Below are 12,695 nucleotides of genomic sequence, written 5' to 3'. Positions count from 1 at the left end.
TACAGCTTAATAAGGTGATTATCCCGTGTCCTGCTGTCGTCAAAGCGTGGAAAAGACGGGGATAATCACGCTACCTCTGGCGTTTAGGCGAAGATGTCTACGGCACTGTTACCGCGCGCTGCGGACTGCAGGGCGGCAGGAACAGGCAGTAGCTCATCGCTCTCTTCATTAAAACCGCCGGTGTTGCCGGAACGCGAAGCCTGGTGCTGCTGCTGGGACGAGGACTGCTGCTGCCCGGCGAAGCTCTCGCTGCTGACGCTGCTCTGCGCAAGCTGAATGCCGTTTTCCGCCAGTGAGGTCCGCAGTACCGGCAGCGCGGCTTCCAGTGCCGCACGAACATGGCTGTGCGCAGAGACCATCTGCAGCTGGGCCTGGTTATCATCCAGCTTAAGCGAAATTTGCACCTGACCCAGATCTTCCGGGTGCAGGCGCAGCTCTGCCGTCTGCTGGCCCTGCTTAGTGAACAGGGTGATGTGCTGGCTCAGGGACTGCTGCCATTCGTGGGTCCCCAGAGGCTGGCTTAATACCGGCGCGCTGGCGACGGTGGCGGCCGTCTGACTGGTCGCATGGCTGGACATAATCGGTGCCAGAGTAGCTGTTGGTGATGATGATGAAGACGAACTGGCGAGCTCCTGCTTCTCTGCCGCCGCGGCTACGGCCGGTGTAGCAGGCGCGTTGCCCTGCAGGGCCGGCTCGTGATTTTTCACCTGGTTCTGATAAGGCGTAGCACTCTGCGCTTTATCGTGGCTTCCCGCAGACGCGTTCAGGGACGGTTGGCCCGCGCCGTTTGAAAGCATCGCGGAATTCAGCGTTGAGGTGGCGGAAACGCCCTCACTGCCTGCCGCGCGAGAGGCGGTAGTTTGCTGCTGGTGCGGCAGCATCGCCATCAGGGCGCTTAATCCGGCCAGCTCTTCTTCGCTCAGCTCGCTTTTAGCGTCATCTTTGCTGTTCGCCGCATTGAGCGTCTTCAGCGCGTCGCCCTTGGACAGCGGCACCAGCCCGGAAACCAGCGTATCAAGCGACGTGACGGGCAACGTTTCATCGCCGTTCAGCGCGGTCTGGCGCGAGAGCAGGTCGGCGATTTTGGCCTGCAGGGTGGTATCCCCTTTGGCGTCCTGAGCCACTTTTGACAGCTTACTGCCGGCGGCTTTCAGGTCAGCCAGGGTCAGCGGCGCATCTTTGCCCTTGCCCGTTGCGTCCGAGAGGGCGCCCGCCAGCAGAGAGAGAAAGTCCTGTGCACCGTCGGTGCCTTTCCCCGTTTGCGTGCCGCCTGACAGGTCGCTGTCGCTCATCAGCAGTTGTTGCAGTGTGATCATTCCGGTTTCCTCATTGATGCGCGCTGGGCAAACTCATCCATTTTCTTCTGATCCAGACGGTTTTCCGCCAGGGTCGTTGCCGCGATCTGTCTGTCCTGTAAAGTCTGCCAGGCCTGCAGTCGCTGCTTCTTCTCGCGCCAGAAATTCAGCGCGGTATCGACTTTCTGGGTCCACTGGTTAAGCTGCTGGCGATGCTGATCTATCGCCTTCTCCAGCGTCTGGATAAACTGCTGATAGTTAATCCAGCGCTGGCTGCCAATGCCCTGTGTCATATCGGTATTGAGGTTGGTGCGATATTCATGCTGATAGTCGATCAACATCTTCAACTGTTCTTCAGCCTGCTGGCACCCGCGTCGCATTGCGCCTAGCTGCAATGCGGCATCATCAACTTCTTTTTCAGCCAGATCTTTCAGCGTTGATAACGCGCTGTTTTGCGCCATGACCTTCGCCCTCCACCTGTGTTACACCTGCGGGAAAATCAGCTCCAGTGCCTGAATTGAATCTTCCCAGTCGGCGCGTTCAAAAATGCCTTGTTGCAAAAATGCCTCCAGCTGCGGCCACAGGCTAATCGCCTTGTCGAGCATCGGGTCGCTGCCTTTGGCATACGCCCCCACGCTGACCAGATCGCGGTTGCGCTGGAAGCTGGAAAGCAGTTGTTTGAAGTTACGCACGCGGGCGTAGTGCTTCTCGGTTATCAGCGCCGTCATTGCGCGGCTGATAGAGGCTTCAATATCGATGGCCGGGTAGTGCCCGGCTTCGGCCAGACGGCGCGACAGCACAATATGACCGTCAAGGATCGCGCGCGCGGAGTCGGCAATCGGGTCCTGCTGGTCATCGCCTTCCGTCAGTACCGTATAGAACGCGGTGATGGAGCCGCCGCCGCTGATGCCGTTCCCCGCGCGTTCCACCAGCGCAGGGAGTTTGGCGAATACCGAAGGCGGGTAGCCTTTGGTCGCCGGTGGCTCACCGATGGCCAAGGCGATTTCACGCTGCGCCATCGCGTAACGGGTCAGGGAATCCATGATCAGCAGCACGTGCTTGCCGCGGTCACGAAAATCTTCGGCGATACGGGTGGCATATGCGGCACCCTGCATGCGCAGCAGCGGCGACACGTCTGCCGGTGCGGCGATCACCACCGAGCGGGCGCGGCCTTCCGCACCCAGAATGTTTTCAATAAAGTCTTTTACTTCACGACCACGTTCGCCGATCAGCCCCACGACGATCACGTCGGCCTGGGTATAGCGCGCCATCATGCCGAGCAGGACGGATTTACCTACGCCTGAGCCGGCGAACAGGCCCATACGTTGTCCACGTCCCACGGTCAGCAGGGCGTTAATCGGGCGCACGCCGGTATCCAGCACATGCTCGATAGGGGTACGCTGCAGGGGGTTGAACGGTTGGGTGATCAGCGCGCCGGTTTCGGTTGTGTCCGGGGAGGGCATTCCGTCGAGCGGTTTCCCGCTGCCGTCCAGCACGCGGCCCAGCAGGGCAGGACCGAGCGGCAGCTGTTTCCCGCTTTGCAGCCCATCGCCAGAAATATTTTTGGCATACACGCGCGCGCCGGGCAGAATGCCTTCCACCTCTTCAAGCGGCATCAGGAACAGGCGCTGGCCGTTAAATCCGACCACTTCGCTTTCAACTTCACGCGTTTCCAGACCATCCTGACGCTCAATGACGCAGGTCGCGCCCAGCGGAAGCTGCAGGCCGGTGGCTTCGAGAACCAGGCCGGTGGCGCGCGTCAGTCGCCCATAACGACGAACAGATGGCAGTTGCGCCATCTTCGTCTCAAAGTTGTCGAGCGTGGTGAGCCAGCGGGTGAGGCGCGCGGTCATCAGACGACTCCCGGTGCCGCCAGGCGGCACAGTTCCTGCCAGCGGGTGGCGACGCTGGCATCCAGGTCACCTTCATCGGCAGAGACTTTGCAGCCGCCGTGATGTAGCGACGGATCGCCACGCAGACGCCAGCCGTGCAGGTTAAGCGTCGCGCCCAGGCTCTCTTCAACGCGCTGCAGGTCGTCCGGATGGACGCGCAGCTGAGGTTTCCCGCTGAACAGCGGCTCCTGCTGAAGCAGACCCTGAATTTGTTTGATAAGCGCGGTGTTATCCACCACGGGCGTCTGGCCGATGACCTGACGCGCGGCTTCCAGCGCCATCTGCATCAGTCGCGAGGCAATCACGCTGTCCAGCGCGTCCAGCGTGTGCTGGAACTCGCTGACCAGCTGCTGCATGCGGGCATGGATCGGCGCCTGCTGCTGGCGCGCCTGATCGATACCGTGCTCTAACCCTTTCGCCAGACCTTCCTGATACCCCTGCTCGTGGCCTTTCTGTCGGCCTTCGTTCAGACCGGCGTTATAGCCCTGCTCGTGCGCCTGCATTTGCAGCTGCGCCAGCATCTGGGCCTGCTGCTCCTCTTCGGTCAGCTCGGGTTGCTCGACGTCAGGGTCAAGCTCTTCGGTTGCGATGACGGCCGGCGTGAACTCGGAGAGGGGAGGCGCCAGATCGTCCGGCGTCCAGCGCTTCCAGGGCAGCTCATTAGACATAGGTGTCGTCTCCGCTGCCAATCACCATCTCGCCGGTTTCCGCCAGACGACGAACAATAAGCAGAATGGCTTTCTGTTCGTTTTCCACCTGAGACAGACGAACCGGGCCGCGGTTGGCAAGGTCGTCGCGCAGGATATCGGCCGCACGCTGAGACATGTTGCGCAGGAACTTCTCGCGCAGCGGCTGCTCGGCGCCTTTGAGGGCGATAAGCAGCGACTCGGAATCCACTTCCTGGAGCAGGCGCTGGATGCTGCGGTCGTCCACTTCCACGAGGTTTTCGAACAGGAACATCTCGTCGATGATTTTCTGTGCCAGCTCGCCGTCGAATTCGCGAACCGCCGTAATGACGGCCTCTTCCTGCTGCGTTTTCATCAGGTTGATGATTTCCGCCGCCGTTCTCACGCCGCCCATTTTGCTGCGCTTGAGGTTCTGACCGTCGAGCAGGTTGTTCAGCACTTCGGTCAGCTCCGCCAGCGCGGCCGGCTGGACGCCGCCGAAGGTCGCGATACGCAGCATCACATCGTGACGCAGGCGCTCTTCGAACAGCGCCAGAATATCGGCAGCCTGACCACGTTTGAGGTGGACAAGGATGGTGGCGATAATCTGCGGGTGCTCGTCGCGAATAAGGTCGGCGGCACTCTGCGGCTCCATAAAGTTGAGCGTTTCGATACCGCTGGCGGTATCGCGCGTTTCCAGAATGTCTTCCAGCAGGCTGGAGGCACGCTCTTCGCCCAGCGCCTTGACCAGCACGGAGCGCAGGTAGTCGTTGGCGTTGATGTTGAGCGCGGCAAACTGTTCAGCTTCCTGTTCAAACTCTGCCAGCACTTCGGTCAGCTGCTTGTTGGAGATCTGACGCACGTTGGCCATGGCCGCACTGAGAATTTGCACTTCTCGCTGGGAGAGGTGTTTAAACACCTCTGCCGCACGATCTTCGCCAATGGTCATCAGCAGGATGACGCTTTTATCGGTGCCCGTAAGCGTATTACTCATGTTCGTTACCCATCCACTGGCGGATGACCAGCGCCACGACGCGCGGATCGTTATCTGACATTTCGCGAATGCGCTGGCTCATGACCTCAGCGCCCATGCGCTGGTTAGCACGACGCTGCTGTATCTGTTCATCTTTGCTGAGGCGCACTTCAACCGCTTCTTCCGTTTCCTGACGCGTGTTCATCTGCTCGCGAGCCGCTTTTTCGGCTTCAGCACGGCGCTGGAGCTGCGGACGAACGCCCTTACGCCACAGCAGCCACGCGACAATCAGCACCAGCAGCCAGCGTCCTGCGGACATCAGCTGGTCGATAAACGCCTGCTGTTGCCAGAACGGCAGTTCACCGCCGGTCTCATCAACCGAGTTGAACGGTGAGTTCACCACGTTGAGGGTATCGCCGCGCTTCTCGGAGTAACCCATCGCTTCACGGGTCAGGTTTTCAATCTGCTTCATCTGCTCGGCAGTCAACGGCAGCGGTTTGCCGTCCGCCAGCGTTTTGTAGTTCACCACTACCGCAACGGAAAGACGCTGAATATCGCCCACGTTCAGTTTAGTGTGGCGAATCGTCCGATCCACTTCGTAGTTCGTGGTTTCGTTACGGCTGCTGGTGCGCGGACCGGCGTTATTGGTCGTTGAGGTGGTCTGCTGATTATTTTGCTGACCGTTCTGCTGATTGGCCGGCGGCGTAGAAATCGGTGCCGCGTTAGCCGGGGCAGGCTGGTTAGACAGCGCGCCCGGCACGCCGCCCGGGTAGGCACCGCCGACCTGCTCGTTCGAATTGATCTGGCGTGAACGCATCACCGCCTGAGCCGCATCGCCGTTCGGGCTGTACTGCTCTTCAGTTTGTTCTTTGTTCGCGAAGTCGATCTGTGCAGTTACCTGCGCGTGCACGTTGCTGTTACCCACCACCGGGCCGAGGATGGCTTCAATACGGCGCTGGAGTCGGCTTTCGACATCGGCGGCATACTTCAGCTGCGCATCATTCAGATCGCGACCGGCGGTATTGGACTGCGTCAGCAGGTGACCGCTTTGGTCAACCAGCGTCACGTTACCCGGCGGCAGACCGGCAACGGCGCTGGAAACGAGGTGCGTCACCGCGCTGATTTGCCCTTCGTCCAGCGCGCGGCCGGGTTCAAGGTTCACGGTAACGGAAGCTGAAGGTGATTTCTGTTCGCGGACAAATAAAGAAGGTTTAGGCATCGCCAGGTGCACGCGGGCACTCTTCACCGGGCCTAATGTTTCAATGGTGCGGGCCAGTTCACCTTCCAGCGCACGCTGGTAGTTCACCTGCTCGCTGAACTGGCTGATACCGAATTTTTCCTGATCCAGCAGCTCAAAGCCAACGGCACCGCCTTTCGGCAGCCCCTGCTGAGCCAGACGCAGACGCAGCTCGTGCACCTTATCAGCCGGGACCTCCAGCGCACCGCCATTATCGGCAAAGCGATAAGGGATGTTCATCTGGGTAAGCTGGGTGACGATGGCGCCGCCATCCTGATCGGAAAGGTTGCTGTAGAGCGTCCGGTAATCAGGGCTTTTCGCCCACAGGACCATCGCTACAAGGATCGCAATTGCGGCAGCGCCTGCCACGATCAACGGGATTTTAGGATTCGCGCGAAGGCGGTTCATCCACTCGAGTGATTTATTCTGCGGCGCTGTCGATGCTGTTGCACTCATTGCGCACCTCTTAAATCCTGGTGGTTTACGTTATTCGTGTAGAGAAACAAAACTGACTCCCGGGTCGGCAAACACGACAAAAGTTCCATATTGATGGCCCTGCCATTATTTGATGATTCGTGATTTTCTATGCGTCAAATAACCTGGTTTTTTCATGCTATTTACCGCCATTATCTTATTGACAAGCTGTTAGTCTTGACCGCGTAAAAAACCATCCAGGGGAGAGTCATGGCTATACAGGGCATTGAAGGGGTAATCAGTCAGTTGCAGGCAACGGCGATGACGGCCCGTAATCAGAATGTGGCAGATCAGCAGCCGAGCATAAGCTTCGCGGGGCAACTGCATGCCGCTCTTGACCGTATCAGTGATACCCAGACCGCCGCGCGCACTCAGGCAGAGAAGTTCACCCTCGGTGAGCCGGGCGTGGCGCTGAATGATGTGATGACCGATTTGCAAAAAGCCTCGGTTTCCCTGCAGATGGGGATCCAGGTGCGTAACAAGCTGGTGTCTGCGTATCAGGAAGTCATGGGGATGCAGGTTTAATACCTGTCGATCTTCGCTGGCAGCCGCAGCGCTTTAATGCCACAATATTTTTTTCTTCGAATGCAGGAAAGATGATGAAAAAAATAGCAATTGCTGGCGCGCTGCTGGCACTGACCGGGTGCGTTCAGGTCGATAACTATAACGACGTGATCAAGCATCCTGTCCCGGCGCATCTGGCGGGATACTGGCAGTCGAAAGGGCCGCAGAGCAACATGGTCAGCCCGAAGGCGATTGCCACGCTGGTGGTGACGGAAGAGGGCGATACGCTGGACTGCCGTCAGTGGCAGCGCGTGATTGCCGTGCCGGGTAAAATCATGCTGCGTTCAGACAGTTATTACAACGTGACGCGTAAGCTGGATATCTATCCGCTGGAGCGCGATGGCTCGACGCTGGAGTATGACGGGCTGGAGCTGCAGAAAGTCGACCGTCCAACGGCTGAGTGTGCTGATTACCTGAGCAAGAATCCGCTCGAGAGTAAACTACCCTAAGGGTAAACGCAAAACGGCAACCTCGTTGCCGTTTTTGGTGTTTGCGCCCTCTCCCTGTGGGAGAGGGACGGGGTGAGGGCATCAGGCCGCACGTTTCCCGTTCTACAGCGCATCCTCTATCACCCAAACGCTGACGCTTCCCCCATTACAGGTAAACGTCCCTTCGCCATCCGCCGCCGTGGTGATGGTTTCTTCGCGATTGCCGAGAAAATCCCGCCACGTTTTGTTGCCGTAGTTTTCCCCAAGACAAATCACTTTTTCACCATCATCCCCGTTCGACATCACCACCACGCAGCCGGGATCGTCATCGGTGCCGCTGCGGCTGAAAGCGATGCAGTTAGGATGGTCGAAAAACAGCGTTTGCACGCCATGGGCAAAACGCTGGCGCGCGAGGATCAGCTCGTGAAGCTGCACAATGACCGGCATATCAATATGGTACGTTTCACCGTCGCCTCCCGCGTCGTCATAGCTGGCGCCGAAGAGATCCGGATAAAAGACGCTCGGCACGCCATTTTCCCGCAGCAGGATCAGCGCGTACGCCAGCGGTTTAAACCAGGCTTCGACCGGTGCTTCCAGCGCCTGCAAAGGCTGGGTGTCGTGGTTCGCGACGAGGGTGACCGCATGAAACGGATCGGCTTCCACCAGGGTACCGGTGAAGATTTGGCTCATGTCGTAATCCCGGCCCTGACGTGACGCCTCGTGGAATTTCATCTGCAGAGGGGCATCAAAGAGCATGGTTTTGCCTTCGACCTGGTCAATATAGGCCTGAAGTTTATCCACCTCATGGGACCAGTATTCCGCCACGATAAACAGCGGCTGGTCGGCGACTTCCTGGACGTGCTCAATCCACTCTTTGTAAAACCAGGCGGGAATATGCTTGACGGCGTCCAGACGAAAACCGTCGCAGCGCGTCTGTTCCATGACCCAGCGGGCCCAGTATTTGATCTCCTCGGTCACGGCGTGATTGCGAAAGTCGATATTTTCGCCCATCAGGTAGTCGAAGTTGCCCATCTCATCATCAACCTGATCGTTCCAGCCTTCGCCGGTGTAGTCGTTGACGATTTTAAAGATGCCATCTTCATCGGGGTTTTCAATATGGTCGACGCCGCTGAAGCATTTGTAGTCCCAGATAAACTGAGAGTACTGCCCGGCCCGGGCTGGGAAGGTGTAGCGAGTCCAGGCTTCGCATTCAATGACCTCGTCATCGATTTGCGTGCGGTCCTGTTCGTTCACGCGCTGAACGCGCACGGGCTCTTTTTCATCGGCGCCCATTTTGTGGTTGACCACCACGTCCAGCAGCACGGCAATGTCGTTGCTTTTAAGGGCATCAATAGCCTCCAGCAGCTGCGCCTTGTCGCCGTATTTCGTGGCGATACTGCCTTTCTGGTCAAACTCGCCAAGATCGAACAGGTCATAGGTGTCATAGCCGACAGAATACCCGCCGGATGCCCCTTTACAGGCGGGCGGCAGCCAGATCATGTTGATGCCGATTTCGTTAAGATTGGGAGCTAACGCCGTGACCTCTCGCCACAATTCACCGCCAGCAGGGTAGTACCAGTGAAAACATTGTAACAGGGTGGGGTTTTTCATCATCCTTGCTCCAGAAGCCATTGGCAGACTTCTGGAGTATGGATGAAGAAATCATAGTTGTGTGTCGCGGGTCAAACTTTCTGGATAAAGAATATTCCCTGACAGCTTTCCATAGGTAGACGTGATGGATTGCTGTTTGCCGGTTTGATCAATCAGATTACGCAGTTCGTCCATGCGGACCTTCAGCAGTGCCTTTAGCGCATTCTCGTTTTCAAGGATCATTTCCAGCAGCGCACGCGCTTGCTCAACCTGAGCCGGAGGGCATGACATGATGGGCGTTTGAGATATCTTTTCCACCAGTTGAACATAATGCATTTCCTGCTCGATAAGCGCATCCCATTGACCAGAATGTGCGAGATTTAGCATAGCAATGCTCTGAGCATGTAACGCCTGCCAGTGGCTAAGCGCTGCGCTGGGATTATTCATCAAAATTATCCTGAAATAGAGGACGCATTGGGGCCGATTTGCTTCCACGCATCCGCAATGTTGTTTAATAAACCCTCGACTTCAACAATTGCGTCTACGTCGTTACTGACATTCGCCAGCAACAAACGTCGAACCATATATTCGTACAAGGAGGCAAGATTACCGGACAACTCGCTCTCAACCTCCATGTTCAGTCCTGCTTTTAAACCGTTGTCGATGATATTGATGGCTTTCGTTAACGCTTCGCCTTTCTCACGAATTTGTCCGGCTTCCATGAACAAACGCGCGCGAACAAGGGCGCTATGCGCCCCGTCGAATAACATGACAATCAGCTGGTGTGGACTGGCATTCATGACTGCGCTTTCGACTCCTATCTGCTGATAGGATTGAACACCAGAGGTCTTATACATATCCACTCCTGAAGGCTACGACTATTTTTGTGAGAACTGTTGGGTCAGGTAGTTGGCTGTATTGGTCATTTTGGTGACTAATACGTCCAGACTGGTGAACTGGGTTTTGTAACGCGCCATGGTGGCATCAATAGTGGCTTCCATAGCATCGTAACGCTCACCCAGAGTTTTTAGCGTTTTGTTGATCCCGTCTTTCGCGTTCTGGATCACCCCGGCGCTGCCGGTACTGGTGCTGAGCATGGTGGTCAGCGTGTTGTTCATCTGAGTGGCCATACCGGTTTTCTTGCCGTCACCGACAAAATACTGCTGTACGGCGTTCGGGTTCTCGGTCAGCGCTTTTTTCAGCTTATCGGTATCGACTTTCAGGTTACCGACGGTACCGTCAGAACCTTTTACCGGGTCCTGGGTAATTCCCAGTTGGGCCATGATCTGTACCGAGCCGCTCTGCACTTCGGTCAGCAGGCCGCGCAGCTGAGACTGGATCCCGCGCACGTTTGCATCACCAACAAGTGCCCCGTTGCTGGCTGACTGGCTGCCGGCGCCTGCATCAACCGGAACATACTTCGTCAGGCTGTTAATGGTGGACTGCAGCGAGTTATACGCCGTGACCCAGTCGGTGATCGCCTTCTGGTTAGCATCCGTTGCGCGAGTCACCTCTAATGTTTCATCTGCCTTGCTTTCTGCTTTCAGCGAGAAAGTCACGCCAGGCAGGGCATCGGTAATGGTATTCGTCTGGCGCTCAATCGAAATGCTGTTCACTACCACAATTGCGTTTTGAGCTCCGGTGTTAACCGTCAGTGCGCCCGTTTTTGTGGTGGAGTTGTAACCAATTGCGTTTTGCAGCTTATCGTCGCCAGTGACGCTGATCGTCATTTCACCATCCGTACCGGTGGTTTTAGATGACAGCATCAGGCGGTAATCACCGTCTTTCGCTTTAATGACGCTGGCGGTGACGTTGCCGTTCGCTTTATTAATGGCGCTCGCAATCCCGGCCAGAGACGTATCGCCATCCGCCAGGGTGACCTCTAAAGGCGTTTTCGTGCCCGGCTGGGTGATGGTGATTTTACGCGTCGTACCTGTCGTATCGCCCAGCAAATCCGTGTTGTTTGCATAGGAGCCGGTAGTCAGTGCCTGCGCCTTTGCAACCTGGTTGACGTTGACAACAAAGGAACCCACGGACGCGTCTGCCGTTGTCGTGGCGGTAAAGGCCGTGTTGGTGCTGCTAACGGACGTTGAGTTCCAGGTGGTTGCTTTACCCAGCGCAGCGGTCGCAGTCTGCAGCGATGTCATGGCGCTCTGCAGTTTGCCGTAAGCGCTTAACTGTGCGTTATACGTTGATTGCTGGGAAGTAATCGTCGTCAGCTTGGTTCTTTCTGCTGCATCCAACTGATTATATAAATCCCCGAGTCCTGCAGAACCTATCCCGAGGTTACTGATAGTAGCCATGCATATTTTCCTTAAAATACGAAAGTAGTTCAGGACTCTTATCGGCCTCTCAACGTAAAAGTTTACGATGGTGAGAAAAAAATAATCCAAAGAATAGGCACGTCCTGGCGGGGTAAATGAAAGGATTGCACTTTAGGGTCATTATCCGTGCATTGAAAACACGAATAAGTGTGTGCCTTTTTTGTCATCTCTTTGCGCGTTAAAAAAGCATAAATAATAACGCTCTGATGGACCTTAATTGATTTTTTAAAAATAAAATGATTAAAAATCAGCGTGTTGTAATTTTTTCAAAATTGATTCTAAAGTCTTTTGGGGACCCGTCGATAACCTTGTTGACGGTGAGAGACGCTGTGAGTGTTAGGCACCGGACCTAAAACCCAATTTTTGAAGGAAACAAAATTATGGCAGTTATCAATACTAACCTGTTGTCCCTGACCACTCAGAACAACCTGAACAAATCTCAGTCTTCTCTGGGCACTGCTATCGAGCGTCTGTCCTCCGGTCTGCGTATTAACAGCGCGAAAGACGATGCTGCTGGCCAGGCGATTGCAAACCGCATGACCGCTCAGATTAAAGGCATGAACCAGGCTGCGCGTAACGCCAACGACGGTATCTCCATGGCGCAGACTGCTGAAGGTTCTCTGAACGAAATCAACAACAACTTGCAGCGCGTTCGTGAACTGGCTGTTCAGGCAAGCAACGGCACCAACAGCACCTCTGACCTGGCCTCTCTGCAGGATGAAGTTACCGCGCGTCTGAATGAAATCAACCGCGTTGCAGGCAAAACTGATTTCAACGGCATCAAACTGCTGGACGGCACTGCAGGTACTGCTGGTGTGGTTAAAATTCAGGTTGGCGTGAACGACGGCGACACCATCGATCTGGACCTGAGCGGTGCAAAAGCTGACACCACGACTCTGGGTGTTGCTGCTATCGACCTGAAAACTATGACCGCTACCGACCTGGGCACCATCGACGCAGCTATCGCTAAAGTTGATAAAGCACGTTCTGGTCTGGGTGCTGTGCAGAACCGTTTCACTTCTGCAATCAACAACCTGAACAACACCTCAACTAACCTGTCTGCTGCTCAGTCCCGTATCCAGGACGCTGACTACGCAACTGAAGTTTCCAATATGTCCCGCGCGCAGATCCTGCAGCAGGCTGGTACTTCTGTTCTGTCTCAGGCAAACCAGGTTCCACAGACCGTTCTGTCTCTGCTGCGTTAATTTTACGCGTGAAACCCCGCTTCGGCGGGGTTTTTTTATCTCTGCTAT

General features: G+C 56.2%; 13 protein-coding genes. 3 read left to right on the top strand and 10 right to left on the bottom strand.

Going from position 1 to position 12,695, the window contains the following annotated elements; translation table 11 throughout:
- Positions 1-83 precede the first annotated feature (83 nt).
- The 6 genes from fliK to fliF are packed head-to-tail and all read right to left on the bottom strand — an operon-like array spanning position 84 to position 6,518.
- Positions 84-1,316 carry a flagellar hook length control protein FliK gene (gene fliK, locus EnteroDNA1_RS06040; RefSeq protein ID WP_069303028.1) on the bottom strand — a complete coding sequence of 411 codons (1,233 nt, stop codon included), beginning with the start codon at positions 1,314-1,316 and terminating at the stop codon, positions 84-86.
- On the bottom strand, positions 1,313-1,756 hold the full coding sequence (gene fliJ, locus EnteroDNA1_RS06035) for a flagellar export protein FliJ (protein ID WP_023312304.1): 444 nt from the start codon (positions 1,754-1,756) through the stop codon (positions 1,313-1,315). Before fliJ ends, fliK begins: the two co-directional genes overlap by 4 nt.
- Positions 1,757-1,777: 21 nt before the next feature.
- The gene (gene fliI, locus EnteroDNA1_RS06030; RefSeq protein WP_069303027.1) at positions 1,778-3,148 is read right to left on the bottom strand and encodes a flagellar protein export ATPase FliI; all 1,371 of its coding nucleotides are present in this window, start codon (positions 3,146-3,148) and stop codon (positions 1,778-1,780) included.
- Positions 3,148-3,855 (bottom strand): flagellar assembly protein FliH, encoded by a 708-nt coding sequence (gene fliH, locus EnteroDNA1_RS06025; RefSeq protein WP_023312302.1) that lies wholly within the window; start codon positions 3,853-3,855, stop codon positions 3,148-3,150. The genes fliI and fliH overlap by 1 nt, the downstream gene beginning before the upstream one ends.
- The gene (gene fliG / locus EnteroDNA1_RS06020) at positions 3,848-4,846 is read right to left on the bottom strand and encodes a flagellar motor switch protein FliG (RefSeq protein WP_023312301.1); all 999 of its coding nucleotides are present in this window, start codon (positions 4,844-4,846) and stop codon (positions 3,848-3,850) included. The genes fliH and fliG overlap by 8 nt, the downstream gene beginning before the upstream one ends.
- On the bottom strand, positions 4,839-6,518 hold the full coding sequence (gene fliF / locus EnteroDNA1_RS06015; RefSeq protein ID WP_033145901.1) for a flagellar basal-body MS-ring/collar protein FliF: 1,680 nt from the start codon (positions 6,516-6,518) through the stop codon (positions 4,839-4,841). Before fliF ends, fliG begins: the two co-directional genes overlap by 8 nt.
- A gap of 228 nt (positions 6,519-6,746) precedes the next feature.
- Here fliF and fliE point away from each other — a divergent pair, with 228 nt between their 5' ends.
- The gene (fliE, locus tag EnteroDNA1_RS06010; protein WP_008500329.1) at positions 6,747-7,061 is read left to right on the top strand and encodes a flagellar hook-basal body complex protein FliE; all 315 of its coding nucleotides are present in this window, start codon (positions 6,747-6,749) and stop codon (positions 7,059-7,061) included.
- Between the two features lie 74 nt (positions 7,062-7,135).
- A complete protein-coding gene (gene yedD, locus EnteroDNA1_RS06005) occupies positions 7,136-7,549 on the top strand; it encodes a lipoprotein YedD (RefSeq protein WP_047647421.1) in 414 nt (137 codons plus the stop codon).
- 102 nt (positions 7,550-7,651) lie between these two features.
- Here yedD and amyA read toward each other — a convergent pair whose 3' ends face one another.
- Genes amyA through fliD form a run of 4 tightly spaced genes read right to left on the bottom strand, consistent with a single transcriptional unit; the run spans position 7,652 to position 11,421 of the window.
- Positions 7,652-9,139 carry an alpha-amylase gene (gene amyA / locus EnteroDNA1_RS06000; protein WP_064672953.1) on the bottom strand — a complete coding sequence of 496 codons (1,488 nt, stop codon included), beginning with the start codon at positions 9,137-9,139 and terminating at the stop codon, positions 7,652-7,654.
- A gap of 51 nt (positions 9,140-9,190) precedes the next feature.
- Positions 9,191-9,565 carry a flagella biosynthesis regulatory protein FliT gene (gene fliT, locus EnteroDNA1_RS05995; RefSeq protein WP_033145899.1) on the bottom strand — a complete coding sequence of 125 codons (375 nt, stop codon included), beginning with the start codon at positions 9,563-9,565 and terminating at the stop codon, positions 9,191-9,193.
- 5 nt (positions 9,566-9,570) lie between these two features.
- A complete protein-coding gene (fliS, locus tag EnteroDNA1_RS05990) occupies positions 9,571-9,975 on the bottom strand; it encodes a flagellar export chaperone FliS (protein WP_033145898.1) in 405 nt (134 codons plus the stop codon).
- Positions 9,976-9,996: 21 nt separating this feature from the next.
- Positions 9,997-11,421, bottom strand: a complete 1,425-nt coding sequence (fliD, locus tag EnteroDNA1_RS05985; protein ID WP_033145897.1) for a flagellar filament capping protein FliD — start codon at positions 11,419-11,421, stop codon at positions 9,997-9,999.
- 401 nt (positions 11,422-11,822) lie between these two features.
- On the opposite strand from fliD, the gene EnteroDNA1_RS05980 reads away from it, so the two are divergent.
- Positions 11,823-12,647, top strand: coding sequence for a flagellin N-terminal helical domain-containing protein (locus EnteroDNA1_RS05980; RefSeq protein ID WP_033145896.1), 825 nt, complete (start codon positions 11,823-11,825; stop codon positions 12,645-12,647).
- The last annotated feature ends 48 nt before the right edge of the window (positions 12,648-12,695 follow it).

Origin of the sequence: Enterobacter sp. HK169, assembly GCF_001719105.1 — a bacterium.
Classification (GTDB): Bacteria; Pseudomonadota; Gammaproteobacteria; order Enterobacterales; family Enterobacteriaceae; genus Enterobacter; species Enterobacter asburiae_B.
Note: the sequence above shows the minus strand (reverse complement) of the source record. Positions and strands in the feature narration are given on the sequence as shown.